The following is a 26,380-nucleotide window of genomic DNA, read 5'->3' as shown; positions in this document are numbered from 1 at the left end:
CGAGGAATACCTGAGTCACAGTGACACCGTCTCTTCCATGGTGCTGGCCAGGATGTCGGCCAGGTGCAAGGTCTTTGGCTTGGCGCCGGTACGTGAGAGGCCACCGCCGATGTGCATCAGGCAGGAAGCGTCGCCGCCGGAGCACGCGGAGGCACCGGTGGAGCAGATGTTTTTCACCTTGTCTTCGAGCATTGCCGAAGAGACATCAGCGTTCTTGATGGAGAAGGTGCCGCCGAAGCCGCAGCACTGGTCGGCTTCTGGTAGTTCGTTGACGGTGATGCCGCCGACGGTCTTGAGCAGATCCAGCTGACGGTCGCCCAAACCTAGCGAACGCATGCCGTGGCAGGAAGGGTGGTAGGTGATGGTTTCGGGGAAGTAGCTGCCCAATTGTTCGGCCGCGTTGGTGATGCCCAGAACGTCAACCAATAGTTGGGTTAGTTCATAGGTGCGCGCGCCGACTGCCTTGGCTCGTTCTTTGAGTTCTGGTTTGCCCAAGCGATCAGCGAGGTAGGGGTGCTGGTGCTTGACCGAAGCAACGCAGGAGCCCGACGGGGCAACCGCGACGTCATAGTCTTCGGTGTCAAAGGCGTTGATGTGGTTTTCGACAACGGGCAAAGCTTCGGGCATGTAGCCGGAGTTCATGTGCATTTGCCCACAACAGGCTTGCGCCTTCGGGAAAATTACTTCATGACCCAAGCGTTCCAGGATCTTCACGGTCGACTTGGCTGTTTCCGGGTACATAGCGTCCACGATGCACGTGGCAAAGAGAGCTATTCGCATAATAAATGACTCTTTCAGGTGTGGTCTGACCATACTATGCGACAAGTTTTGCAATAGTCAAGACTTGTTGTGATGACACTCACGTTGTACTCTTGGTGGTCGGACCACATATGGTCAGACCAACACTCGAGCAAGGACGCCCACACCGTGTTTACTCCCTCCACCGAACCCATAGCTGGGAGCGTTGCGATCTCTGCACTGATCGCGCTGATTCCCCTCCTCACATTTTTTGTACTGCTAGCAGTGATCAAAACCAAGGCCCACTGGGCCGGTTTGGGATCATTGGCGGTAGCCATCATCGTCGCCATCCTGGGCTGGAAAATGCCGGTCGGCATGGCCCTAAATTCAGGAATCATGGGCATGGTCTTTGGCGCCTTCCCGATCGTCTGGATCGTGGTCATGGCCATCTTCCTCTACCAAGTCACCGTGAAATCTGGTCGCTTTGAAGACCTACGTCGCGTCTTTGACGTTATCGGTGGCGGGGATGTGCGCATCCAAGCAGTACTGATCGCTTTCTGTTTCGGTGGACTCCTTGAAGCCCTTGCAGGCTTTGGTGCCCCGGTAGCCATTACCGCCACCATGCTCTTGGCCCTCGGGCTCTCGCCCTTGCGCGCAGCCTGCGCGGTGCTCATCGCTAATACCGCTCCGGTAGCCTTCGGCGCTGTGGCGATTCCCATCACCACCGCCGGTGCCCTGACCGGTATTCCAGCCAAGGAAATTGGTGCCGTCGTTGGCCACCAGTCACCGCTGCTGGCATTGTTTGTTCCCACCATCTTGGTGCTGATTCTCGATGGCTGGCGCGGTGTGCGTCAGGTCTTGCCTGCCACCATGACCATTGGTATTTCCTTCGGTGTCGCTCAGTGGCTGTGCTCCACTTACTTCTCGTATGAACTCACCGACATTGTCGCCTCGCTGGTTGGCCTGGCTGCTGCTGTGATCCTGCTTCGCTTCTGGAGCCCGAAGGGTGCCGAGGAAGCTCGCGCCCGAGTACTGACCCCCGAAGCGGCAGCAATCCCTGTAGAGCAGGGAAGCAAGCTGCATGTCGGTAACACCTGGATGGCGCTGTTCCCATACCTCTTGGTGATCGTGATCTTCGGTCTGGCCAAGCTGTGGAAGCTCGGTATCGATATCCCAGCATGGTTGGCTAGCACCGACATCAAGTTCGGTTGGCCAGGACTACACGGTCATGTGGTTGATGCCAACGGTCAGGCAGTCTCCTCGACCATGTACACCTTCTCCTGGCTGTCCTCACCGGGTACCCTGCTGCTGATCACCGGCGTGATCGTAGCCTTTGTTTACTCGCGCAATACCGATGGCGGCAAGTATGCAATGACCTTCGGTGAAGGCCTAGCTGAAATCGGCAAGACCATCTACAACATGCGTTTCGCCGCGCTGACCATTCTCTCGGTCCTTGGCTTGGCCTACGTGATGAACCTGTCCGGACAGACTATTACCGTGGGAACCTGGCTGGCTGGTGCCGGCGGATTCTTCGCCTTCCTCTCACCAATTTTGGGCTGGATCGGCACCGCGGTGACCGGTTCGGATACTTCCGCCAATGCACTGTTTGCTAAGTTGCAGCAGACCGCTGGCGTGAATGCGGGCATCGATCCGCACCTGCTGGTAGCTGCCAACACCTCCGGTGGTGTGGTCGGTAAGCTGATCTCCCCGCAGAACCTGGCCATCGCCGCAACCAGTGTGAAGATGGAAGGCCAGGAATCGGTGATCCTGAAGAAGGTTGCCGGTTGGTCTCTGGGAATGCTGCTGGTGCTGTGCTGCCTGGTTTACCTGCAGTCCACTCCGGTGCTTTCATGGATGCTTCCTTAGCCAAGTGAACGGCTAAAATAGATCCGATGCCAGTAAACCCAGCTCCGCGTGCGTACCAGATTGTTCTTCAAGCTATTGAGGAAGATTTGCGCACTGAGAAGTTATTCGTGGGAGATCAACTTCCCGGTGAACGTGCGCTCGCGGAGCAACATGGGATCTCCCGTGCTTCGGTACGCGATGCCATCCGTATCCTTGACGTGATGGGCATCATTAAGACTTCCACGGGGTCCGGTCCGAATTCCGGGGCAGTGATTGTCTCCAATCCTTCGGCCGGAATTTCTCAAGCCTTGCGCCTGCACCTGGCGGCCAAGGGGATCAACGTGCGCGAGATTGTTGAATCCCGCATCCTGCTAGAAACCTGGGCAGCACAGATGAACCCGCGAGATCCCATCCACGCGCAACAGGTGATTGACCGCACCGCGGTGCTGATCATGCGTATGGATGATGCCCAACTCTCGCGTGAAGCCTTCCACCGCATTGACGCGGAGTTCCACGTCTTGCTCGCCTCCATGGCTGGCAACGCTGTGGTGGAATCCATGATGGAATCGCTGCGCAACTCCATTAGTGACTATGTTGCCGCGTCCATTCCAGATGATGAATCATGGCAACCGATCGTCAGGGTCCTGCGTCGTCAGCACAAGGCCATCCATCATGCCTTCGCTACCAACCAGCGCGAGCGCGCAGCTCAACTGCTCGAAGAGCACATCAACTGGTTCTATTCGCAGACGCGCTAAAAAGTTCGGCCCCTTGTGGGCCCTTATTTTTTTGCCCGCGGAGGCCAATGCCCGACGATGATTAGTCGTTATCCATGGGTCGGCGGCAGCGTGCGCCCGGAGAATGCACGATAGGCGGCCGCGATCGAGGTTTCGAAAGTGCCAGCGTAATCGATGAGGTCCGGAGCCTGCCCCCACTGCGCGCGAAGACCGTCATTCAGGGCCAGAATATGCAGGACCATGGGCAGTGGTTGCTGATCGGGTAGTAGTTCGCCGCGCTTAATGCCTTCGGCAAATAGTGGAACCAAGCGTTCGACTGCCAAACGGAGTCGACCTTCAAGGTGCGCGGTGGCGGGGTTATTTTCGATCATTCCGGCACCACTGAGCATGGCGCGGAAGCGTAAATATTCTGGTTCGGCGCAGGCGGCTTTTACCGAGGCAATGAGCGCGTGCAAGAATTCGGCCACCGAATCAAAGCTGCCGGTCACCGGCGCGTAGACCTCTTCGCGGCGCTCAATAACAGCCAGGAAGAGTTTTTCTTTTGAGGGGAAGTGGTGGATCAATCCGGCGTCGGTCATGCCCGCGTCTTTGGCGATATCGGCGATGCGAGTGCCTTCGTATCCGCGTCGAGCAAAGCGGCGAACCGCCGCGTCTAGGATTCTTTCGCGGCGCTCTAGGCCCCGCTGGACTCGACCGTCGACTGTTTGTTGCATGGGGTCATTGTGTCATGTGCCGGTGAAGAGTTAGGGGTCAGAAAGTTAACCAAGTGGTCACTAGGTTTTATTTTTCGCGTCGTTTCGCACTGTTCCTATTGATGTTGTCGCCACTTCGCGCCATCATTCATTCGAAAGGATCCGGAATGCCACGCAACACTGCTGCCCCGCCCGCACAGCGTTCATCCATCAGGAAAATCTCCCTGTTGGCATTGATTGAATTCGCCACCTTCGGCGCGCTGGTCGCCCCGATGGCCGCCGCGCTGTCACTGAAGGTGCTCGAACTGGTCCCGAGCAGCCAAAAAGAAGCATCCGTTGCACTGGTCACCGCGGTCGGCGGTGCCACCGCGCTGATCACCAACCCATTGTTCGGTGGGCTCTCGGACCGCACCAGGAGCCGATTTGGCCGGCGCCGCCCCTGGATTTTTGGTGGCATCCTGGTAGGTCTGCTTGCCTCGGGACTGATGTTGGTTTCTACCAGTATTCCAATGCTCGTCATCGCTTGGGCGCTGGCTCAGGCCGGATACAACGCCGTCTTCGCCTCACTGAACGCGATGCTCGCCGAGCAAATCCCGGATCATGAACGGGGCAAAGCCTCCGGGATCTTCGGAGCCGCCTCGGCACTTGGCCCACTCTCGGCTTATGCGATCGCGGCGCTGGGGGCAGGCAGCCTGCCGGTCATGTTCTTAGCGATGCCGGCACTTGCCGCGGTCATCGTCGTGATCACCTGCCTGATCGTCAAAGATCCACCGCCAACAAGCGCGAGCACCCCGCGGATGAGCATCTCAGCCATCTTCACCTCCTTCATCTTTGACCCACGGCAAGCCCCGAATTTCGCCTTTCTCGCCCTACAACGTTTCATCATGCAGACCGGTTACACGCTGGTGGGTGGCTTCGGACTGTTCTTCATCATGCTCCGACTGAAGATGCCGGTGGAAGACGCGACGCGGCTATCGCTGATGACCGCCATGTTTTCCATGGTGCTCATGGCGACGGTGTCGTGGGCGGTCGGCATGTTTGTTTCGCGTCGCGGATCCTACGGCGGCACGCTGTTCGTCTCGATCGGCCTGATGATCACCAGCCTGGTACTCACCGCATTCACCGATGATCTGACGGTGTACCTGCTGGGGGTCGCGTTGTCCGGCATTGCCATGGGTGGCTACTACTCGGTTGACCTTGCCCTGGCGATGCGCGCACTGCCTAAGGGGAATGAAGGTAAGTTCCTCGGGATTTTCAATATGGCCAAGACCCTGCCTCAAACCATCGCCCCAGCCATGGCGCCGGCGCTGTTACTGATCGGCAGCGGGGATCCAATTGCTGGGGGAGAGCAGAACTACCTGGCGCTCTACCTGTGTGCGGCCGCCGCCGTGTTGCTCTCCTGCCTCGCGGTGATTGGCTTCCGCACCATCCTCTCCGCCCGGGCAGGCGAGATCGAGGATACCGAGCCAGCATCATTGTCCGTACCCGAGGCGGCCCCGGTCGCTGAACGAATCTAAGGAACCATCTCATGCATAATCCAACCACCCTTTCACTCGACGGCCTGGTCAATTTCCGCGACCTGGGCGGAATCACCACCGCACACGGTACGATCCGTCCCGGGGTACTCTTCCGCTCGGAATCAGTCTCCGACCTGAGTGCGACTGGCCGACAGGACCTTGCCTCGGGAAGTATCCGCACGGTCATCGACCTGCGCAGCGAAGCAGAAGTGCAGCGAGCTCCTGGCCTGGCTACCGATTCACTGACCCCGCGCCTGGTCGCCCTGCCGTTGCTCGACGGCGCGATGCCCACTTCAGTAACGCAGTTGCCAACGCTTGAAACCATCTATCAGCAGCTCGTGACCGAGAGCGGCGCGGCGTTCGCCCGGGCTGCAGGCACCGTCGCGGATGCCGAAGGCGGGGTGCTGATCCACTGCACCGCGGGCAAGGACCGGACCGGACTGGCCGTCGCGCTCACCCTACTGGCCGTTGGCGCCGACCTAGATCAGGTGCGAGCCGATTACATTGTCTCCAGTCAGCATCTTGCCGGTGCCTGGGCAGAGCGAATGCTTGCCGGGGCTCGCGCCCACGGTGTGGAAATCCCGGACACCGAAGCGGCCCGCGAGCTGATCTTCGGGACCTCCCAAAACGCTTTCGACGCGGCCATGGATCGGGTTTACGAGGGCTTCGGCTCGGCCCAGGGCTATCTGCTGAGACACGGATTGTTAGATGACCAGCTGGAGCGCTTGGCTGTACGACTGGTGGAAAGCTAAACACAACGACACCATGAAGACAAGTACCAATGTAGAAACCATTGAACACCTCGTACAGCGCATGACCCTGGCCGAAAAGGCCGGCGCCCTGCTCGCCGCACGGATCATGCTGAACCCCGACGGGAGTGTCTGGGAAGGCCGGGAGGATCAGTCCCCGTGGGGATTCACCCCGACACGCGAGTTGATCGTTGAACGCATGATCGGCCACGTCGGCCTGATGAATACCCCCAGCGTGCGCGCACTGGCTCAATGGAACGTCGCGCTGCAGGATCTGGCGGCGCAGACCCGGCTGGGCATCCCGGTCTCGGTCGGTGCCGACCCTACCCATGGCCGGGCGCGCAACGCGCAGGTCAGCCAGTCCGGGGCAGGGTTCAGTGAAATCACCGAACCGATCGGCCTGGCTGCGACGGCCGACCCCGACTTGGTGGAGGACACCGCGCGCATGATGGCCCGCGAGTTGCGGGCCGTAGGCATCCACATTGCGGTGCATCCCATGGCAGACCTGGCCACCGAACCGCGGTGGGCGCGGGTCTCCGGGACCTTTGGCGAAAGCCCCGAACTGGCCGCCGAAATGACTGCAGCCTTCGTGCGCGGGTTGCAATCCGGCGGCGCACAGGATCGCGTGCTTGCCACGGCGAAGCACTTCCCGGGCGGCGGACCACAGCGCGATGGCTGGGATTCGCACTTCGAAAAGGGGAGCAACACCGTGTATCCCGGCGGCCGGTTCGACGGCCACCTGGAACCGTTCGCCGCGGCGATTCGGGAAGGCGTGGCCATGATGATGCCCGGGTATGCCGCACCTGTGGGTACCGGTTTTGAGGAGGTTGGCTTCGCGTTCCAGCACGGCATCATCACCGAGCTGTTACGAGAACAGATGGGCTTCGACGGGGTGGTGGTCACCGACTTCAACATCGTCACCGGAATGCGCGTGCCGAAGCTCGGCCTTGAACTGCCGGTGCGTGCGTGGGGAATGCTCGACGTGCCGCCCGTGGAACGTGTCGGCATGCTCTTCGCCGCCGGGGTCGACCAGCTGGGCGGGGAAGATGACCCGTCGCTGATCCTGCAGGCGGTGGAGCGTGGGCTGGTCACCGAGGAACGTTTGGATCTATCGGTGGCGCGGGTGCTGCGTGATAAGCAGCGCCTGGGTCTGCTTGATGGGTTGCTCGGCGAACCTGCCGAAGACTCGAATGAGAACATCAGCGTGAGTGGACTGATTGGTGGCGTGCTGCCAGCAGAGCAGATCGGTCAGGTAGTTGCGACGGCAGAGAACTTGGCGCTGGCCCGCAAGGTGCAGGCTGCCTCCGTCATCGCGCTGGCCGGAGCGCCGCTGCAATTGCCGGCCCGGCCGAAGCTCTACGTTGAGGGCATCGATCCAGAGGTGGCGGCCCGGTTCGGCGAGGTGGTTGAAGATCCGCGACTGGCGGACGCTGCGATCCTGCGCATTGATGCGCCCTACGATGTACTTCCGCCAGGGTCGATGGAAGCGCACTTCCACCAGGGAACACTGGAATTTTCGGCCGATACCATCGTGCATATCACCGAGATTGCCTCCATTGTGCCGACCGTTCTTGATGTGTTCTTAGAGCGCGCGGCGGTGCTGACACCCTTCACCGAACTGCCGTTGGCGGCGTTGTTCGGGACGTTTGGGGTGTCGGACGAGGTGCTGCTGGACGCGGCCACCGGCGCCGCCAATGTGTCAGGCAAACTGCCCTTTGATATTCCGCGCTCGGATGCGGCGGTCCGCGCTGCGCGGGAGGACGTGCCCTTCGATACCGAAGACCCGGTGTACCGCTTCGGGCATGGACTGAGCTGGTAGCGTTTTTCGATGATGCCCGGGGCCATTGCGGCCCCGGGTTTCTGACATTAATGGCTCTTTTCTCGATGCTTTTTGCTGACCTAATAGCAGAGAGCACTATATTTCACAGGTTCATAAATCCGACTTTTAGGTGTTACGCGCATCATAAGTCTGATATGTTTTGAGAGAGCGACGGGGCTACTTTTCGGATGTACGCGCTGGGTTACCCCAGCGATGAGTTCCCGTCGATGTACCATCGACACTTCATGCGAGGGAATTCATGAGTCAACTATTTGACCTAACCGGACGACTAGCCCTAGTAACGGGCTCATCCCGCGGCATTGGCCGCGAACTTGCCGGTGCCCTGGCCGACGCTGGCGCCACCATCATCTTGCATGGCCGCGACGAGCAACGACTAGCCGAAACCGCCGCCGACTTCAGCACCCGCTACGGCGCTGACCGAGTCCACAGCGTCTGCTTTGACGTCACCGATGACGCCGCAGTTCGTGAGAACATCGCCGCCATTGAAAAGAACATCGGTTCCATCCGCATCCTGATCAACAACGCAGGAATCCAGCACCGTGTTCCGATGCTCGATCTAGAAGTTGCTGACTGGCAGCGAGTTATCGATACGAACCTGACCAGTGCCTTCTTGGTGGGTCGCGAAGTCGCCCGTGGCATGGTTGAACGCGGCGAAGGCAAGATCATCAACATCTGCTCGGTACAAACCGATCTGGCTCGCCCAACCATTTCTGCCTACACTGCAGCCAAGGGCGGCCTGCGCAACCTCACCCGCGCCATGACCGCCGAATGGGCAGCTTCAGGCCTGCAGATTAACGGCATCGCGCCGGGCTACATCCACACCGAAATGACCCAGAACCTGGTGGACGATGAGAAGTTCAACTCGTGGATTCTTGGACGTACCCCAGCTGCTCGTTGGGGCACCGTGGAAGATCTGGCTGGACCAGCAGTATGGCTGGCTTCGGATGGTTCTAACTACGTCAACGGTCAAACCATTTTCATCGACGGAGGCATGAGCGTTGTCGTCTAATACCTTAGCCACCAGCACCGTAGCCGTTGTCGCTCACGCCGCTGGTGACCTACGCATTGAGCCGATCGACTTGGCTGCACCGGCTGCCGATGAAGCCCGCATCGCCATTGCCTATGGCGGTATTTGCGGATCCGACCTGCACTACTGGAGCCATGGGGCTGCCGGCGAATCAATTCTCAAAGCCCCGATGATCCTCGGCCATGAGATCGTCGGCACCGTGCTTCAGGCAGCAGCCGATGGCACCGGCCCAGCAGCCGGAACCAAGGTTGCCGTACACCCGGCCACCCCTGGGGAAACCGGCGAGCCATACCCATCAGAGCGCCCAAACCTCTCGCCTGGATGCACCTACCTCGGCTCGGCGGCCCGTTACCCGCACACCGAGGGAGCTTTTGCCCACGAAGTGAATCTGCCAGCTCGAATGCTGCGCGAACTTCCTGAGGGCCTGTCATTGCGTGATGCAGCTTTGGCGGAACCAGCGGCAGTAGCCTGGCATGCGGTGTCGCGCGCCGGGGATGTTGCTGGCAAGAAGGCCTTGGTGATTGGTGCCGGCCCAATTGGTGCGTTGGCTATCGCGGTGCTCAAGCGTGCTGGAGCCAGTGAAATTGTTGCAGTAGATATGCACGAGAAGCCACTGGAGATCGCAACTCAGCTCGGTGCCACGTCCACTTTGCGTGCCGATGACCTGGAGGCCATTTCGCAGGTGCGTGCAGACGTGGTGATTGAGGCCAGCGGTAACTACCGCGGCTTGGCCTCAGCAGTACGCGGTGCTGTGCGTGGTGGACGCGTCGTCATGGTTGGCCTGCTACCAACCGGTGAACAGCCAGCTTTGATCTCTTTGGCGATTACCCGTGAACTGGAACTGGTTGGTTCCTTCCGCTTCAACGATGAAATCGATGAGGTACTTGCGGCTCTCGCCGATGGTTCCTTGCAGATCTCCGCTGCGGTCACCCATGAGTTCCCGGTGGCTGACGGTCTTGAGGCGTTTGAAACGGCCAAGGATTCCTCAAGCTCGGGTAAGGTTCTGCTGAACTTCCTAGACAAGTAGACCTGAGCTAGTTAAAACGCGGGGGTGGCCTTCCATTTGGAAGACCACCCCCGCGTTTTTGACTTAGGCCAGGCTAGTTAGCTTCGGTAACCTGCACCGAAGTGGTCACTGGGACCGGATTGGCGAAGAGATCAAGCACCGGGCAGTGAGCATCCACGGCTTGGCGCAGTTCTTCGTAGCGTTCGGCAGATTCTGGCCCGGCGATCTGCACCTTGAGATCTATCGAGGAGAAGCCAGGGCGGATCGAGGTATCAATGCCGAAGAGCCCGCGAACATCAAGCTGCCCGTCGGCGGTGATCTGTACATCGTCTACCTGGATACCTAGGTTCTGAGCATAGAGCCGGTAAACCACGACTTGGCAAGAGACCAGTGCCGCCAGCGCATACTCGACAGGGCTGGCTGCGACGTCGCTACCGCCGAGTGCTGCTGGTTCATCGACACTGAAGGTGTGCTTGCCGGCTCGGATGTTCGTGGCTACAGAATCAAAACCTTCGCCCTGAACGCTGAAGGTCAATTGAGCGCTGTGCGGTGCAGCCGAAATTCGTTCGCCCCACCCGGCCCCTGCTTCTTGCAGGCGCTGTGCACGGTCTTCGGCGACGGAAAGAGTGGTGGTTGCGTTAGGCATGGGGAGTTATCCCCTTTCTGGCGCAGGGGCGCCATCGTTTACGCTCTTGGATTTCAAGAAGCGTCGAATCTTCACCTGGGGCACCCCGCACAATGGCCTAGAGGGTTGCCGTCCACTCAGCCAGGGCTGTTATGAGCGGAACTCGTGATTCAGTACTTCCTTTCTAGCTGTCGAAACCACGCTCAGTAAAGTATCCACTTAACGTTTCGTCATGCCCGTCCTGTCTCTGCCCGTCGATAGGATGGAGGGTAGCAATCTGCTGAAACGCACTACCTATGGATGGCGAACTTGGAATTCCAACTCGACTACGAATCACTGGATTTACTGGTGACCGACGACGAACTTCGTGCAGGGCAGATGTACTACAAAGCAGGCCTAGTCCACGATGTCTACCGTTATCACGAAGGCAGAAGTGTACGCGTCACTGGTGTCGTCGTGGGCCGCGAAGTGTTGGCATCCTTTCGCCTTGTTAGCGATAGCATCGAATTCGATGGATATTGTGATGGCCACCCGGGCCAGCGTTCCTGCTCCGATATTGCCGCGCTACTTTTAGAGATCGTCAATGACGAATATGACCCATTGATCATTTCAGAAAGTGAAGCTGACCCATTCGCTTGGCGGCGTAACGCCATACCCCAATGGGAGCGCAACCTCAATCGACTATTACCGGTGGAGCAAGACGAAGAGGAGATCGTCGAGGAACCGCTGGGCTTGATCCTGAAATTCATCAGTACCCCTCGTTATGGCAGTGATGACTTGCTGACCCTTCAAGCTCGGCCTGCTAAACGCGGTGCCAAGAGCCCTTGGGTGCAGTCAGGAGTCAGCTGGAAATCTGTAGCTTTTGACGAACGCTTTCCTCGTGCACAGCGCCGTGCTGTTATGGAATTGAATCGACTGCGAGAGCAAGCTCAAAAGCAGAAATTCGGCCACGTGTGGGATGCCACAGACTGGGTCTCCCTGATGGAACTGCCCGGCAAAGACCTATTAGACGCATTTGCTGAGCTACGCGCAGCTGGGGTTGAGATCATCAATGGTCTGACGTCAGGCAAAGTAGCAGTGACCTTTAGCGAGGCCCAGGCTCACGCATACTTGGACATGCGTCGTGGTGAAAATGGTCTAACCGTTGAAGGGATCCTTAAGGGACCTGAGCCGGAGCATACGCACTTGCTGCCCATTGGCAATCCACCGACTCTCCTTGCATACTCGGTCAGGGCCTTGGACAAGTCCAAGGATTGGGGACTGGCAGAATTTGCCGAACCAGTTTCACCTGAACTCGCCACCTTCATGGCCTCCGGCGTGCAGTTCATTCCATCTTCAGATGTGGGACGTTTTGAAGAGTCCCATCTGGAACGCATGCGACAGTTGGCACCACTAAAAAGTGCCGATGTTTCTTACGATATTCCTGCAGCACCCCGCCCGGCACTTCGACTGCGAGTATCGAGCAATGCGGAGTCGGTGAGCCTGCACTACACCTGGAAGTACCCAGCTAAAGCGAGCAGGCAGCGAAGCGTTGAAAAAGAAATCATCGACTCGATCAATGACAAACTAGGCGACGACTCTTCGCTAGGACCCATCAACTCTCGTGGGATCTATGAAGATCGGAAACTGTCCATCGACGAGTCCATCGACTTCATGCTGTACACCCTGCCCTTTTTAGAAGAACATCCAGACATCCTGATCGAAGCCAACAATGACTTGCCCGAGTATCGGCTCATTGATGCTCCGGCCACGGTGAACATTGAAGCTGGCGAAAATACCGGAGACTGGTTTGACCTAACGGTCGAGGTCACGATCGATGATATTAAGGTGCCATTTGCGCTGCTACTTTCTGCGCTAACTTTGCATCTGGACTATCTCATCCTTGATGACATGACCGTCATTCCCATCGCTAGCGAAGATTTCGCGCAACTGCGACAGCTGATCGACGAAGCCGGCGAACTAGGCAAGGTCGAAGGCAATACCATTCGAGTTCACAAGTTGAGCATTGACTGGTGGCAGGAGCTACTGGACCTGGGCATTATCGAGGCTCAACATAGCCAGTGGTTACAGAACATGAATGAACTTTCCAGTGGTGAAGAGCTCCAAAAGGTAGAGCTACCAGAGAGTTTTAGAGCCAGTCTGCGTCCCTATCAAGAACAGGGAGTGGCATGGCTGAACTTCTTGAGAACCCACTCGTTGGGTGGCGTGTTGGCAGACGACATGGGCCTAGGAAAAACCGTCCAGCTGTTGGCTTGCCTTGAACAGGCTCGTATAGAGAACCCGGATCAGAAATTCCTCGTGCTGGCACCGACCTCCGTGGTCGGGAACTGGATTAATGAGGCACACCGCTTCGCGCCACAACTCAAAACGCGTGGGATAACCTCCACCTCAAAGAAGTCTGGGCAGAGCGTTGCAGAGCAGTTGGGTGATGCCCAGCTGATCGTTACCAGCTATGCAATCTTCCGCCTGTCCTATGAAGAGTTTGAAGCTGCCGGCTTCTCAGTACTGATCATGGATGAAGCCCAACAACTGAAGAACCATACTTCCAAGGGATACAAACAAGCCCGACAGCTACCCGTTCCGTGCAAGTTTGTTGTGACTGGTACTCCGATGGAGAACAACCTGATGGAGCTGTGGGCCCTAGTTTCCCTGGCAGCTCCAGGTCTCCTAGGTGGCCACAACGCGTTCAAGGACAACTACCAGAAGCAGATTTCCGATGGGGATAAGGAACGGCTGGATCGGCTCAAGAGCCGTTTGCGTCCTTTTGTCCTTCGCCGTACCAAGGAACAAGTGGTCCCTGAACTCCCTGCCAAGACGGAACAGATTCTGGAAGTGGAGCTGGAACCAAGCCATCGCAAAGCATATGACCGCCGTTTCCAACGAGTGCGCCAAGAAGTCCTGGGGTTGGTTGATGATGTTGATTCCAACCGGTTCAAGATCCTGCAGTCTCTCACGTTGCTACGTCAGCTAGCTCTAGATCCCTCATTGGTCGGTGAAGGTGAGGGCGCCAGCGCCAAGCTGGAATTGCTGCGCGAACTTATGAGCGATGCCGTGTCTGAAGGCCACAAGGTCTTGGTATTCAGTCAGTTCACTAGCTTCCTGACTAAGGCGAAAGCTGTGGCCCAAGAACTAGGAATCGATCATGGGTATCTTGATGGATCAACAAGCTCCCCTAAACGAAAGGAACTGATTGACGGGTTCACCGATGGTGACTTCCCGATCTTCTTCATCTCACTGAAGTCTGGTGGTTTTGGTATCAACCTCACGGCTGCTGACTACTGCATCTTGTTGGACCCGTGGTGGAATCCCGCAGCCGAGGCCCAAGCTATTGACCGAGCACACCGCATTGGTCAGCAGAACCCTGTGTATGTTTACCGCTTGGTTGCCAAGGACACCATTGAATCAAAGGTCTTGGCACTGCAAGCAAAGAAGACGCAACTGTTCCATGATGTTCTAGGTGCCGAGGGGCAGGCAGGGCAGCAAGCAGCCCTGAGCGCAGATGACTTCTTGGCCTTGATGGAATAGCCGAGGCTAGTAGCTAGACGAGTTCGTCGAATCTGATATTCAAACGATGCAAGAGTTCCCCAAAGTTCTGTAGTTCGCTTTCTTCCCACTCGGTGAGCTGCTTACGTAGCTCTTGACGCAAGGTGTTCCCGCTATCGCGCCACTTCTCATGAGCCATGGGCGTTGCGGAGACGAGCTGAGCACGACGGTCTGAGGGATCCTGCGTGCGATTCACCAGATTGAGGGATTCTAGCTGCTGAACCAAACGCGAAATTGTTGCTTTATCAAGACGGAGTTTTTCAGCCAAAGCACCCTGCTGCTGCGCATCATCACGGATCACTAACGACAAAAGTCGGTATCCGGGCGCCTGCAAGTCTGGGTGTACGGCCTTGGCACGCCGAATGATCATGTCCCTGGCGTGCAGAAGTATCGCAGTGAACTCTTCTTCAACCATTTGCAGCAGCTTTTCATCTTGCATGGGCACCATTCTATGGAGTGCACCGCGCCAAGGCAGAATTTTCCTGACGCGGTGCCTCAAATGTGAATTAGTGGCACATGATCAAAACTCGAGTTCAACTCTCTGCGCCAGCTGCCGTGACTAACTGCGAGCGTTGAGTTGCGTAGTCATCGATGTTTTTACAGATTTCATTGACACGCGGCTCAAAGGTGATTTTGGCATGGCCTGAATAATGCGGGGTAGCGATCACTTGTGGGTGAGCCGCGAGCCGTTGGGTCAGCTCGGGAGCTACCTTATTGAGCGGAGCTTCCCACCAAACATCTAATGCAGCGCAACCGATGCTCTTGCGTTCCAAAGCAACCAGTAGGGCCTGGGCATCAACAATTGGCCCACGTGAAACGTTGATGAGCAACGCATCTTCACGCATGAGACCAAATTCCTTTGCACCCAGCAAATTCTGGGTTTCATCCGTCAGCGGCAATCCTAGAATTACCACGTCACTGGACTCGAGAAGCAACGGTAAGTACTCCATGGACTTGACCCATAACAGGTTTTCGTCGGCTTCAGCCGTGGCTGATATGTTGCGACGAACCGCTACAGATTTCGCCCCCAAAGCAGAGACGGCCGCAAGAGTCTGGCGTCCTATGCCGCCCATCCCGATGAAACCGATAGTCAGATCCTTAAAAGTCCGGAACATGGGGACAGTTTGGTCGGTAGCCACTGTTTTCCATAGTCCATCGCGTAGTTCATTGGTGACTTCGAACAAACGACGTTCGTGAGCGAGGATGACCATCAGAATGTGCTCGGCGATGGACCGTTCGTGATGAGACGTCGTAGCGACCCGGGTCGTCTTTGGCAGGGATGCCAAGGCCACCCGGTCCGTACCCGAACCCGTGACATGTACTAGGCCCGCCTGGCATCGTTGGGCATCTTCGGGTGACAGCTTGGCACAGACCAGCACATCAGCTTCGGCAATCTGTTCTGATTGATCCTCGCTGGGCAGGCCTGCGATGAAATGCCATTCGTGCTCTGGCACTAACTGACGGAAGCGTGATTCGAAGCGGGACACAATAGGATCGCTGACCACGATCTTGAGCGGGTTTACCATCTTGGGCTCTTCAGCTCGTAGCTAGGATCGATGGATTGCATGTAGCCGGTGTCGTTCCGCTGGCGAAGTCCGCTGTCGAGATACTGCTGGTGCATGCGTTCCAAGGCCTGAGGGTCCAATTCGATTCCAAGACCCGGTGCTGTGGGGACTTTGACGCGCCCTTCTTGAATGCTCAACACGCCAGGCACAATGACATCGTCTTCTTGGCGCTTCCAAGGCCAGTGAGTGTCGCACGCATAGTCGATGTTCTCGGTCGCTGCAGCAAGATGGATCATGGCAGCAAAACTGATGCCAAGATGCGAATTAGAGTGCATCGAAAGACGCAACCCAAAGGTTTCTGCAAATCCGGAAAGCAATTTTGACCGGCTAAGCCCACCCCAGAAATGATGATCCGAGAGCACAATATCGATGGCCTTGGCATCCATAGCCGGTGGGAGATCAGCAAAGGAAACCACACACATATTGGTGGCAATAGGCAGAGAAATTTCTGCGCGCACCGCGGCGTTATCTGCAATGCTCAAACAAGGGTCTTCGAGATATTCGAGTGAGGACTCTAGCCGGTGTCCAACGTTGATAGCGGTTGGCACGCTCCACACTCCATTGGGATCTAGTCGCAGCGGAATGTCAGGAAATTCCTTGTGCAAAGCTTCAATCGCTGCGGCCTCTTGATCTGGAGGGAACACCCCACCCTTGAGCTTCAGGGCACGGAATCCGTAGTCGTTGACCATGATGCGAGCTTGAGCGACGATTCCTGCAGGGTCCTCGGCGGGTCCCCATTTATCAGGTTCTTGTCCGGGGTGGGCCGCCCATTTGTAGAAGAGGTAGCCGCTGAAATCTACATGTTCCCGTACAGCCCCGCCGAGTAGTGTGCTCACCGGCAGGCCGAGGATCTTGCCTTGGATGTCGAGACAGGCAACGTTGAACGCGGAGAGCACACGATCATCAAGTGAGGTGGTGGTGACCATGCCACCGGTTCCGTGCCCACCTTGGCCGTCATCTTGGCGTAGTGAAGCTGATACCAGACGGGAGATCACGTTGAGGTTGAAAGGATCAGCGTTGATCAGTTCTTCGGCTGCTCGGCGCAGACGATTCACGTGCACTTCATCGCCATAGGTTTCGCCTAGGCCGTAGTGTCCGCTGTCCGTGTGGACCACGATGATGGCACGCAACGCGTACGGTTCATGAACGCCCACAGAGTTAAGCAACGGAGGGTCAGCGAAGGCTACCGGGGTGACCTCGATTTTTTGAATCCTACAGAACGGTTGCTGATCTGGCAGGTCTTGGCTGAAGACTTGTTGCGTCGTTGCATCCAACATGAGCTACTCCCTTGGTCGTCTGGGTTTAGAATCACCTTAGAAGCCCAAATTGATACCTGTCCAAGCTAACTTATGCAATCAACGATTCAAGGAGAGCATTGATGTTTTCGCTCATTCAACTGGAGTCGTTCGTCGCTGTCGCTGAAGAACTCCACTTCGGTGCCGCCGCTGAACGATTGAACATGACTCAGCCTCCGTTGAGTCGACAGATCCAGCTGTTAGAACGCGAACTGTCTGCCAAGCTCTTCACCCGAACCTCGCGCAATGTGCAGCTCACCGCAGCTGGAGAAGTCCTATTGCCGAATGCACGCCGTCTCTTGGACTTGAGTCGTCGAACGAGTATCGAAGTCTCACGTGTATCAACCGGTGATTCCGGGTCGGTGGTCGTTGGCTACACCTCGGTGGCAGGACAATCGGTCTTGCCAGCATTGTTATCCACGGCAGCACGCCACCTGCCAGATGTCACCTTGGTTTTGCGTGAAGCTGTCTCCATTGACCAGCTCGATGCACTGAGCAGCGGAAATATTGATGTTGGTTTGTTGCGTCCGGTGGTTACTAGACCGGGCGTTCAATCGTGTCTGGTGAAGAAAGACCGTCTTGTGGTGGCCCTGCCGTCGGGACACCACTTAGTCACCGGCAAGGGTGTACTCATCAAAGAGCTGGTAGGGCTGCCATTGATGATGTATTCAACGAACGAAGCGCGGTACTTCTACGATCTGGTGATTCGGCTATTTGATTCTGTAGGTAGCAAACCAACTATCGCCCAAATCGCGAGCCAGATTCCTGCGCTGATGGCACTAGTGGCGGTGGGACTCGGTGTCTCCCTCGTACCAGCCAGCGCAATGGACTTCGCCCCGCCTGGCGTGGTGTTTGAGGAGCTAACTGGCCCGGACGGACTACAAGACTTGAACCATTCGGACATTTTTATTGCGTGGGAAGAAGGCTCGGTGAATCCTGCTGCTCAACGCTTGCGCGAGGTTTTTATTGAGTCGTTGGAGACTGTTGAAGGGTCGAGCATTCCGGAGAACGCGTCGTTGCCAAAGAAGTCGTGAGTTGTTCAAAACAGCCCGGCAAGTTCTCCGCAGGGCTAAGGGTGCAATAAACCTGCAAAGGCCAGCATCACTGGAATACCCAAAATCGTGGTGACCAATACGGTGTCCTTCGCAATAGTAATTCCTGCGCTATACCGGTCTGCATTGACGAAAATATTCTGCGCGGTAGGTAGAGCGGCCATGATGACCGCGATATATTGACCCGTGGAATCAAGCCTGAAGACCCAGGCGGCCAGCGCCCACGCCAAGAGCGGATGAGCCACGAGTTTGAGCCCGGCGGCAACCCAGACTTCGGTACGTCGCTGCGTTGACTTCTGAAGAGGCTTAGAGCCCACCAATGAAATGCCGAAGCCTAAGAGCATGGCCGGAATCGATGCTCCAGAGAGCAATTCGATAGGAGTTAGTAGCAACTGCGGTGGCATCCAATGAAATATCGAACAAGCCAGGCCTGCGGCCGAAGCGATAATCATCGGGTTAGATAGGGTTCGCACCAGCACGCTTTGTCCACCGGGTTCTTTACTGCTGGTCGCTTTCTCCATCATCGACAGTGACACGGGCGTCATGATGGCCATCTGAAATAGAGCCACCGGTGCCGCTAGGGAAATATCTCCCAACGCGTAGAGGGCGATGGGTAACCCGAGGTTTCCGGCATTCACCGTTGATGCCGCCATCGCGCCGATTGTTCGTTCACCGGCCGAGCGCTTGAATAACCAGCGTGAGAGTAAATAGAACAGTGCAAAAATTACGCTGGCAGAAAGCCCCGCGCGATAAAAAGTTGTGAGCCTAAAGCTTCTTGGGGATTGGCTCCAGCAATCGTGGTGAACAGTAGAGCAGGGGAGGCGATGAAGAAAGTGAGTCGGTTGAGGATCATGCGCCCTTCAGGACCAAAGATGTTTTTCTTTGCAGCCCAGTAGCCAATACCGATGATGGCCCATATACCGAAAAATCCTTCAAAGACACCAAACATGAGACGAGTTTGAACTCCTAGCTCAACAGGAACGTTGCTAATAATGCTACCGGGATGGACAAGAAGGTACTGGCCAGGATTACTTCCCGAGGCACAGTAGGCTTCAAAGAAAACTGTTGACTGAACAAGAGAACATTCTGCGCGGTAGGCAACGCTGCCATCACCACAACTCCCGTAAGTTCTATTGATTCAAGGCCGAAAACGAACCTTCCCATGTTCCACGCGACACAGGGCATGACAACAACTTTGAACGCACTGCCCAGCAAAACTTCTGGCCGGCCATCCTTTTCGGCCAAGGGCTTTTGACCGTACAAAGACATGCCAAAGGCCATCAGTAAGAGCGGAATCGAAGCATTACCCAGCATTTCCAAGGGGTCATGTAAAACTTCGGGAAGCTTGAGATGGAAGAAGGAAAAACAGGCACCTATGGCTGTGGCGATAGTTACCGGATTGGCAATAGATTTAAGAATCGTTCTGCCCAGCGGTAACTCTTGAGTCGCTGGATTGAGCTTGCGCGATACCAACGCGAACATGCATAAATAGGCAGGCGCGATGACAAGCAACTGGGCTATCAAGACGGACACTGCGGGGGTCGTGCTGCCCACGGCATAGAGCGCCAAGGGTATACCGATGTTCCCTGCATTAACGTAACTCGTGGCCATGGCGGCCGCTGGGAGATCGTGGGCAGGGGTCTTCAGAAATACTCTGGAGGACACCGCAAATAGTGCACCGGTCAATGCAGCGGTGAGCAAAGCAATGGGGGTGAAAACACCGAGCACCAGGCCTAAGTCAGCATCGGCCAAGAGGATGAACATCAGAGCAGGATTGGTGATGTAAAAAATCAGTGGTGTCAGCCCGGAGGAAATGGCTTGGCGCTTACTTGGGAGAAATTTTGCGGTGGCGAGTCCTACCCCAATCAGAATGAGGACTACCGCGAAACCTTGCATCACGCCTTGCATTTATTCTCCTGCTTGTCCTTCTGGGTGCCCGTACGAGTACAGGCAGAGAACACCGCGGGGACGGCTGGGTCAACATTAGATGTTGGCCCAGCCGTCCCCATGGCGCTCATGTATTCAATATCAATTTTTTAGCGAACCAGTGCCGGGCTCTTGGAATCAAAGCTCCAACCCGGAATGAGATATTGCATTGATACCGCATCGTCTCGTGATCCTAGACTGTGCTCCAAGTAGAGCTCGTGTGCTTCGTTCACGCGTTCGCGGTTCAACTCCACACCCAGACCAGCACGCTGCGGAACCTCAATCTGACCATCTCGGATTTGCAGTGGTTCTTCGGTTAGACCCTGCCCATCCTGCCAAATCCAGTGAGTATCCAAGGCAGTGATTTCGCCCGGAGCAGCCGCACCAGCCTGCGTGAACATCGCCAAGGAAATATCGAAGTGGTTATTCGAATGAGATCCCCAGGTAAGACCAAATTCATCGCAGAGTTGAGCCACGCGCACGGAACCAGACATAGTCCAGAAGTGTGGATCTGCCAGCGGAATGTCAACCGCATTGGTGCGCACCGCGTGCGACATCTCGCGCCAGTCGGTAGCAATCATGTTGGTTGCCGTCTGTAAACCAGTGGCACGACGGAACTCACTCATGACTTCACGTCCTGAGAAGCGACCTTCCGGACCACATGGGTCTTCAGCGTAAGCGACGACGCCACGCATCCGCTTTCCTAGACGGATAGCGTCTTCTAACAACCAGCCGCCGTTTGGATCTAAAGTAATGCGAGCATCAGGGAAGCGTTCCTTGAGTGCGATGACTGCATCGACTTCAGTATCGCCTTCCTGAACTCCACCCTTGAGCTTGAAGTCTTTGAACCCGTAACGCTTCTGGGCAGCTTCAGCTAAACGAACCACGGCCTGTGGCGTCATCGCCTCCTCGCGACGGATCTTTTCCCAATCATCGGCACCGTTAGGTTCACGAAGGTAAGGAAGGTCCGTGGCGTCAGGGTTACCCACGTAGAAGAGGTAGCCAAGCATTGGTACCGCGTCGCGTTGCTGGCCGTCGCCAAGCAGTTCGGCGACCGGAACTGAGAGGAACTGACCGTGCAGATCTAAGAGGGCTGACTCTACTGCGGTCACCGCGTGAACGGTGGTGCGCAAATCAAAAGTCTGTGCTCCACGTCCACCCTTGTCGCGGTCTGCGAAACGGCTGGAAATCTGACGCAACAGGGAACGGTACTTAGCTACCGGTGCACCGTTGATCAGCGCCCCGGCTTCTTCAATGGTGGAGCGGATGGCTTCACCACCGGGTACTTCACCCAAACCGGTGCGTCCCTCAGAGTCGGTAATGATCACGATATTTCTAGTGAAGAAAGGACCGTGTGCGCCGGAGAGATTCAGCAACATGGAATCATGACCGGCAACTGGAATGACTTCTACCGACGCAATAGTTGGTTGTGCACTCATGCGTTATTCTCCTGCAAGCTTCAGCGTGCCATCCACGCGACGATTCAATTTCCACGGGTTATCGGTAGCCAGTGGTTGTGGCAGCAGAGCTTCGGGGAAGTTCTGATACGCCACTGGGCGCAGGAATCGTTCAATGGCCAGGGTTCCCACTGAAGTGGTTTGCGGTGCAGAAGTGGCAGGGAACGGACCACCATGAACCATGGCGTCACCAACTTCAACACCGGTTGGCCAACCATTGATCAAGATACGTCCTGCTTTGGTCTCCAAAATCGGGAGTACTTGGGCAGCTGCTTGATGATCCGAATCGTTCAGTTGCAAGGTAGCAGTGAGCTGACCTTCCAACTTGGACAGGGTGTTAGACAGTTCTTCAGGGCTGTTATAACGAATCACGAGGGAGGCGGCACCAAAGATCTCTTCTTGAAGCACCGGATTGTTGACCAGTTGCTTAACCCCCGAAGCAAAGATCGCAGGGGCCGGCGCATTTTCACTCTCACCCTGTGTGCCACGACCCAGCAGTTCAACACCGTCTTGGCTTTCCAGCGCAGCGACGCCTTCACTCCACGCGGTGTAAATGCCTTCGGTCAGCATAGTTTGTCCAACGCTGGTTGCGGTAACCGGAGCGATGGCCTTTGCAAAAGCATCCCCAGCGGCACCGGAAGGGACAAAGACGAGACCGGGCGCGGTGCAAAGCTGGCCCGAGGAACCGGTGACGGATCCCAGATAAGCCTTGGCGTGGCCTTCTGGATCTTCGGCAAGGGCACCTTCGAAGAAGATGACCGGGTTGATGGCGCTCATTTCGGCGTAGACCGGAATCGGTTCTGGTCGTGCCGCCGCGGTAGCCATCAGCGCGGTACCGCCGGAACGAGAACCGGTGAAGCCAACTGCCTTGATCGCTGGATCGGCTACCAGGGCCTGTCCGATGGACGCGCCTGGGCCGTAGACCAGGGAGAAAACACCGGGGTGAAGACCGGCATCGGCGACAGCCTGAGTGATGGCACGACCAACGATTTCACTGGTACCAGGATGAGCATTGTGTGCCTTGAACACTACCGGGCAACCCGCAGCCAACGCTGAAGCGGTATCACCACCGGCCGTGGAGAACGCCAATGGGAAGTTGGAAGCGCCAAAGACTGCTACCGGACCCAGAGGAATCTTGCGCTGACGAATATCTACGCGTGGCAGGGGAGTGCGATCTGGTAGTGCCGGGTCGATTCGAACGCCACGGAAGTCACCTTGGCGGACCACCTTCGCGAAGAGACGCAGCTGGCCGGTGGTGCGTCCGCGCTCGCCGTTTAGGCGTGCTGCGGGTAGACCGGTTTCGACCATGGCGCGTTCAACTAGTTCTTCACCTACCGCCTCGATGTTATCGGCGATAGCTTCCAGGAAAGCAGCGTGCTTTTCTGGATCCAATGCACGGAAGGAATCAAAAGCTTCGGCAGCTGCCGTGGTGGCAATTTTCAGCTGGTCGGTATCGATCAGGCTGTAGCCCGGTTCTAGTGGCTCGTTGGTGGCAGGGTTGTAACCATTCACGGTGCGGCCGGTGCCTGTGGTTCGTTCACCAGCGAGAATCGACTGCCCGGTGAGTTGCTCGGTGTTGGTAGTCATGGTGCTCCTTGCGATTCGAATGATTGCCGGTTCAGTTTAGAGTGCGGCTCCGGCAGGGACGATGCCTGCCTTCTGGATCAGTGCACTCAGATCTGCCAGGTCCTGTTCGGTCAGATCTTGCAATGGTGGGCGTACCGAACCGGAGTCGCGGCCGATGGCCTTGAGGCCACCCTTGACGATGGAGACACCGTAGCCCTTGACGCGATCGCGAATTTCCAAGTAAGGAAGGACGAAGCGGTTGAGCTTTTCGTTCACTGCCACGCGGTCCTGGGCACGGACGTCCTTGTAGAAATCTAGAGCAAATTCCGGAACGAAGTTGTACATCGCCGAGGAGTAGGTGCTCATGCCCAGTTGCAGTAGTGGCAGGGCAAAAGTTTCTGCGGTAGGTAGGCCACCGAGGTAGAACAGGCGGTCACCGTTCTTGGCGTACACCTTGGTTAGGTGTTCGATGTCGCCCAGTGCGTCCTTGAAACCGATGAAGTTTTCGTGGTTTTCAGCCAGACGTGCCACGGTGTCAGCACCGTAGATGGCGTTGGCGCGGTTGTAGACGATGACACCGGTCTTGGTGGATGCGCAGATGGCCGAAACGTGCTGGTACAGGCCTTCCTGATCACATTCGGTCAGGTAAGGAGGCAAAAGCAGCAGACCTTCAGCGCCAGCTGCTTCCGCGTCCTTGGCGTTCTGGATGGCTTGCTTGGTGGAGCCACCAGCCGAGGCAAGAACTGGCACGTTGGAGCCGGCTTCTTCGACAGCCATCCGTACTACCTTGGCTGATTCTTCCGGGGTGAGAGTGAAGCCTTCGCCGGTGCCGCCGGCTGCGAACAGGCCTGCTACGTCGAAGCTTGACTGCCAGGACAGGTGCTTGCGGTAGGCAGCTTCATCGATTTCCAGGTTTGCATCAAATGCGGTGACTGGGAAAGAGAGGAGGCCGTCTTTGAGCTTATCGGCGAGTTCTGCAGGGGTGTACTGAGCCATGAGAGTTTTCCTTTGCTTCGTCTTTCACGTCCGGAGGACAGTGGAAAAGAATTGAGTGTTGATCAGTTATTACTCTCAGCGTAGGAACACTCAGTGATGCCTGTCCAAGCCCATATTTGTATTGTTTGATACCTAGTCGGCATCATTGCCGTGAAGACTGTCTCTGACAATGTTGATCAATCGATCTAAGGCAGGGTTCTTTGATGTCCTGCTCCAGATCGCATGCAGTTGCACTGGATCTTCGCGGAGCTCGGGTAAGCGCAGATAGCTCACGCCAGCAACACCCAGGAACTTGGCGCTTTCTGGAACAAAGGCGATTCCGCGGCCGGCTGACACTAAGGCAATCATCGTCAAGATCTGGCTCACGGTATGGCGTACATTCTTATGCTCAACATCGATCAGGCGGACGACAAGATCATAAAAGTAGCGTGCCTTGGTGGGTGAATGCATGATCAGGTGTTCATCGCGTAAGTCTTCAAAGGTTATTTCGTGCTTGGACTGAGCAAGCCGGTGACCGGAGGGAACCGCTGCAACGAGTCCTTCTGAAAACAGCAACGTGGATTCGAACAGTGAATCATCAAAGGGTGGGCGGGCCAGCCCGAGGTCGAGGTCTCCGTCTAGCAACGCCTCGACCTGTTCGCTGGTGACCATTTCCGCGAGCTCCAAGTGCACCTGCGGCATCTGCGTGGAGATTTCACCGAGCAATGGGCCAAGGAGGCTGAACCCTGAAGCGGCAGTAAAGCCAATGCGCAATTCGCCGAGCTGTCCGGCGGCGATGCGTCGAGCGTTATCTGGTGCGCGTTCCGCGGCAATGACTAAGCGTCGGGCATCTTGCAAGAAGGCATGGCCAGCTACCGTGAGGGAGACTCTACGATTATCGCGCTCCAGTAATTCAACCCCCACCGTGCGTTCTAGCTTCTGGATTTGGCGGCTCAAAGGCGGCTGAGTCATGTTCAACCTTTCGGCCGCGCGACCGAAATGTAGTTCTTCTGCCACAGCAACAAAGCTTCTAGCCTGGTCCAGCGTAAACATTCAATACCTTCCGGGAATCATTCCATGCACATTCAGCCTTGGACATGCATCACTTCCAGTTTCTAGGCTATATGCGTGACCAGCAAGGTGACTTATCTCACGCGAGATATGGATCTGGGTCACACTCACTCGAACTCGCAGGAGAAAATCATGAAGAACCGTATGACTCGTCGCACGATGCTTGGGTTAACCGCAGCCGGTGCCGCACTGGCACTAACCGCCTGTGGCGGAAACGTTGGCGCAGGAAGCAAAGATTCAGGAAGCTTCCCTTCCGGCCCAGTGACCATGACCGTGGGTCAAGCCCCCGGCGGATCAACGGATTTGATTGCACGCGCTGCTGCCGAGGGGATGGCAGATTCCTTGGGCACCTCCATGCCTGTCGTTAACAAGCCAGGCGCCAATGGTGCACTGGCCACCAAAGAGGTTGCTGCCATGGAACCAGATGGCCAGAACCTAGTCCTGCTGAATGCTTCCCTGATCACCATCACGCCATTGGCAGTTTCGGAAGACGAAGCGGTTTCCCTTGATGACCTCGACGTGCTGATGGGGCTCTCCCAGGATGACTACGTGATGGTCGCCAGCACTGCCTCCGGTGTCAAAAACCTTGATGACATCAAAAACAGCAAGAAAAAGCTTTCCTTTGGCACGACCGGTGTGGGGACCGGTTCGCAGTTAGCTCAGGAACTCCTACTGGCCCAAGCTGATATCGAAGGCACCACTGTTCCGTTCGATTCTGGTTCACCGGCCTTGACCGCCGTGATGGGTGATCAGGTACAGGTATCCACCGTTCAGCTCGGTGAGGCAAAACCACAGATTGATGCCGGTGCCGTCACCCCCATCGTTGTCTTTTCCAAGGAACGCAATGAGTTCCTGCCAGATGTTCCAACCGCCATCGAATCCGGGTATGAGGTACCGGTGTCCCAGTACCGTGCCATTGCGGCTCCCAAGGGTTTGAGCGATGACGTCAAAGAGAAGCTAGTGGCTTCGATCAAGGACGCCACCGCGACTGACACTTACAAGTCATTTAACGAAAAGAACCTTTTGAGTGCCCATGAGATCAGCGGCGAAGAGGTCGTTTCAGAATGGACAGAACTGGCTGCGACTTACAAGAAGTTGACTGAAGAGCACGGGATTTCGCTCACCGGAAAGTAATCGGCTAACTCCGCTACGTAACG

Annotated in this window: 23 protein-coding genes and 1 riboswitch; of the genes, 10 read left to right on the top strand and 13 right to left on the bottom strand. The window is 56.6% G+C overall.

All coding sequences use genetic code 11. The features are described from left to right. Positions 1-15 precede the first annotated feature (15 nt). Positions 16-780 (bottom strand): (Fe-S)-binding protein, encoded by a 765-nt coding sequence (locus QMQ05_RS13985; RefSeq protein WP_334121442.1) that lies wholly within the window; start codon positions 778-780, stop codon positions 16-18. Between the two features lie 147 nt (positions 781-927). Here QMQ05_RS13985 and QMQ05_RS13980 point away from each other — a divergent pair, with 147 nt between their 5' ends. Continuing rightward, complete coding sequence (locus tag QMQ05_RS13980; protein WP_345470958.1) at positions 928-2,604, top strand: L-lactate permease; 1,677 nt, start codon at positions 928-930, stop codon at positions 2,602-2,604. A 26-nt stretch (positions 2,605-2,630) separates the two neighbouring features. Beyond that, positions 2,631-3,338: a FadR/GntR family transcriptional regulator gene (locus QMQ05_RS13975; protein ID WP_345470956.1), complete on the top strand. Its 708-nt coding sequence runs from the start codon at positions 2,631-2,633 to the stop codon at positions 3,336-3,338. A gap of 68 nt (positions 3,339-3,406) precedes the next feature. Here the strand turns inward: QMQ05_RS13975 and QMQ05_RS13970 are convergent, their stop codons facing one another. Continuing rightward, on the bottom strand, positions 3,407-4,030 hold the full coding sequence (locus QMQ05_RS13970; RefSeq protein ID WP_345470954.1) for a TetR/AcrR family transcriptional regulator: 624 nt from the start codon (positions 4,028-4,030) through the stop codon (positions 3,407-3,409). A gap of 146 nt (positions 4,031-4,176) precedes the next feature. On the opposite strand from QMQ05_RS13970, the gene QMQ05_RS13965 reads away from it, so the two are divergent. The 5 genes from QMQ05_RS13965 to QMQ05_RS13945 all read left to right on the top strand — a co-directional run bounded on the left by QMQ05_RS13965 (position 4,177) and on the right by QMQ05_RS13945 (position 10,169). Next, positions 4,177-5,526 carry an MFS transporter gene (locus QMQ05_RS13965; protein WP_345470952.1) on the top strand — a complete coding sequence of 450 codons (1,350 nt, stop codon included), beginning with the start codon at positions 4,177-4,179 and terminating at the stop codon, positions 5,524-5,526. An 11-nt stretch (positions 5,527-5,537) separates the two neighbouring features. Continuing rightward, positions 5,538-6,278, top strand: coding sequence for a tyrosine-protein phosphatase (locus tag QMQ05_RS13960; protein WP_345470951.1), 741 nt, complete (start codon positions 5,538-5,540; stop codon positions 6,276-6,278). Further along, the gene (locus QMQ05_RS13955) at positions 6,235-8,094 is read left to right on the top strand and encodes a glycoside hydrolase family 3 protein (protein ID WP_345470950.1); all 1,860 of its coding nucleotides are present in this window, start codon (positions 6,235-6,237) and stop codon (positions 8,092-8,094) included. The genes QMQ05_RS13960 and QMQ05_RS13955 overlap by 44 nt, the downstream gene beginning before the upstream one ends. A gap of 259 nt (positions 8,095-8,353) precedes the next feature. Then, positions 8,354-9,124, top strand: a complete 771-nt coding sequence (locus tag QMQ05_RS13950; protein ID WP_334121454.1) for an SDR family oxidoreductase — start codon at positions 8,354-8,356, stop codon at positions 9,122-9,124. Beyond that, a complete protein-coding gene (locus tag QMQ05_RS13945) occupies positions 9,114-10,169 on the top strand; it encodes an L-idonate 5-dehydrogenase (protein ID WP_345470948.1) in 1,056 nt (351 codons plus the stop codon). Before QMQ05_RS13950 ends, QMQ05_RS13945 begins: the two co-directional genes overlap by 11 nt. Before the next feature lie 73 nt (positions 10,170-10,242). On the opposite strand, the gene QMQ05_RS13940 is transcribed toward QMQ05_RS13945, so the two are convergent. Then, entirely contained in the window at positions 10,243-10,794 is a 552-nt protein-coding gene (locus tag QMQ05_RS13940) for an OsmC family protein (protein WP_345470946.1), read from the bottom strand. 29 nt (positions 10,795-10,823) lie between these two features. Further along, positions 10,824-10,944: riboswitch (SAM riboswitch) on the bottom strand. A gap of 138 nt (positions 10,945-11,082) precedes the next feature. Here QMQ05_RS13940 and QMQ05_RS13935 point away from each other — a divergent pair. Further along, the gene (locus tag QMQ05_RS13935; RefSeq protein ID WP_345470941.1) at positions 11,083-14,298 is read left to right on the top strand and encodes a DEAD/DEAH box helicase; all 3,216 of its coding nucleotides are present in this window, start codon (positions 11,083-11,085) and stop codon (positions 14,296-14,298) included. 13 nt (positions 14,299-14,311) lie between these two features. On the opposite strand, the gene QMQ05_RS13930 is transcribed toward QMQ05_RS13935, so the two are convergent. The 3 genes from QMQ05_RS13930 to QMQ05_RS13920 form a co-directional block, all read right to left on the bottom strand. After that, positions 14,312-14,755 carry a MarR family winged helix-turn-helix transcriptional regulator gene (locus QMQ05_RS13930; RefSeq protein ID WP_345470939.1) on the bottom strand — a complete coding sequence of 148 codons (444 nt, stop codon included), beginning with the start codon at positions 14,753-14,755 and terminating at the stop codon, positions 14,312-14,314. A gap of 94 nt (positions 14,756-14,849) precedes the next feature. Further along, positions 14,850-15,842: an NAD(P)-dependent oxidoreductase gene (locus QMQ05_RS13925; protein WP_345470937.1), complete on the bottom strand. Its 993-nt coding sequence runs from the start codon at positions 15,840-15,842 to the stop codon at positions 14,850-14,852. After that, a complete protein-coding gene (locus tag QMQ05_RS13920; protein ID WP_345470935.1) occupies positions 15,836-17,158 on the bottom strand; it encodes an enolase C-terminal domain-like protein in 1,323 nt (440 codons plus the stop codon). The genes QMQ05_RS13925 and QMQ05_RS13920 overlap by 7 nt, the downstream gene beginning before the upstream one ends. A 101-nt stretch (positions 17,159-17,259) precedes the next feature. Here QMQ05_RS13920 and QMQ05_RS13915 point away from each other — a divergent pair, with 101 nt between their 5' ends. Beyond that, the gene (locus QMQ05_RS13915; RefSeq protein WP_345470933.1) at positions 17,260-18,210 is read left to right on the top strand and encodes a LysR family transcriptional regulator; all 951 of its coding nucleotides are present in this window, start codon (positions 17,260-17,262) and stop codon (positions 18,208-18,210) included. A 35-nt stretch (positions 18,211-18,245) separates the two neighbouring features. On the opposite strand, the gene QMQ05_RS13910 is transcribed toward QMQ05_RS13915, so the two are convergent. The 7 genes from QMQ05_RS13910 to QMQ05_RS13880 all read right to left on the bottom strand — a co-directional run bounded on the left by QMQ05_RS13910 (position 18,246) and on the right by QMQ05_RS13880 (position 25,205). After that, positions 18,246-18,944 (bottom strand): AEC family transporter, encoded by a 699-nt coding sequence (locus QMQ05_RS13910; protein ID WP_345474762.1) that lies wholly within the window; start codon positions 18,942-18,944, stop codon positions 18,246-18,248. Between the two features lie 8 nt (positions 18,945-18,952). Continuing rightward, on the bottom strand, positions 18,953-19,177 hold the full coding sequence (locus QMQ05_RS13905) for an AEC family transporter (protein ID WP_345470931.1): 225 nt from the start codon (positions 19,175-19,177) through the stop codon (positions 18,953-18,955). 17 nt (positions 19,178-19,194) lie between these two features. Next, the gene (locus QMQ05_RS13900; protein WP_345470929.1) at positions 19,195-20,136 is read right to left on the bottom strand and encodes an AEC family transporter; all 942 of its coding nucleotides are present in this window, start codon (positions 20,134-20,136) and stop codon (positions 19,195-19,197) included. Between the two features lie 128 nt (positions 20,137-20,264). Next, positions 20,265-21,593, bottom strand: a complete 1,329-nt coding sequence (locus QMQ05_RS13895) for an enolase C-terminal domain-like protein (RefSeq protein ID WP_345470927.1) — start codon at positions 21,591-21,593, stop codon at positions 20,265-20,267. A 3-nt stretch (positions 21,594-21,596) separates the two neighbouring features. Further along, positions 21,597-23,198, bottom strand: a complete 1,602-nt coding sequence (locus tag QMQ05_RS13890) for an aldehyde dehydrogenase (NADP(+)) (protein WP_345470924.1) — start codon at positions 23,196-23,198, stop codon at positions 21,597-21,599. A gap of 36 nt (positions 23,199-23,234) precedes the next feature. After that, complete coding sequence (gene kdgD / locus QMQ05_RS13885) at positions 23,235-24,173, bottom strand: 5-dehydro-4-deoxyglucarate dehydratase (protein ID WP_345470922.1); 939 nt, start codon at positions 24,171-24,173, stop codon at positions 23,235-23,237. Positions 24,174-24,305: 132 nt separating this feature from the next. After that, complete coding sequence (locus QMQ05_RS13880; protein WP_345470920.1) at positions 24,306-25,205, bottom strand: LysR family transcriptional regulator; 900 nt, start codon at positions 25,203-25,205, stop codon at positions 24,306-24,308. Between the two features lie 150 nt (positions 25,206-25,355). Here QMQ05_RS13880 and QMQ05_RS13875 point away from each other — a divergent pair, with 150 nt between their 5' ends. Continuing rightward, entirely contained in the window at positions 25,356-26,357 is a 1,002-nt protein-coding gene (locus tag QMQ05_RS13875; RefSeq protein WP_345474760.1) for a tripartite tricarboxylate transporter substrate binding protein, read from the top strand. The last annotated feature ends 23 nt before the right edge of the window (positions 26,358-26,380 follow it).

The organism is Glutamicibacter sp. B1 (genome assembly GCF_039602135.1).
Classification (GTDB): Bacteria; Actinomycetota; Actinomycetes; order Actinomycetales; family Micrococcaceae; genus Glutamicibacter; species Glutamicibacter ectropisis.
This window is presented reverse-complemented; position numbering and strand designations above follow the sequence as displayed.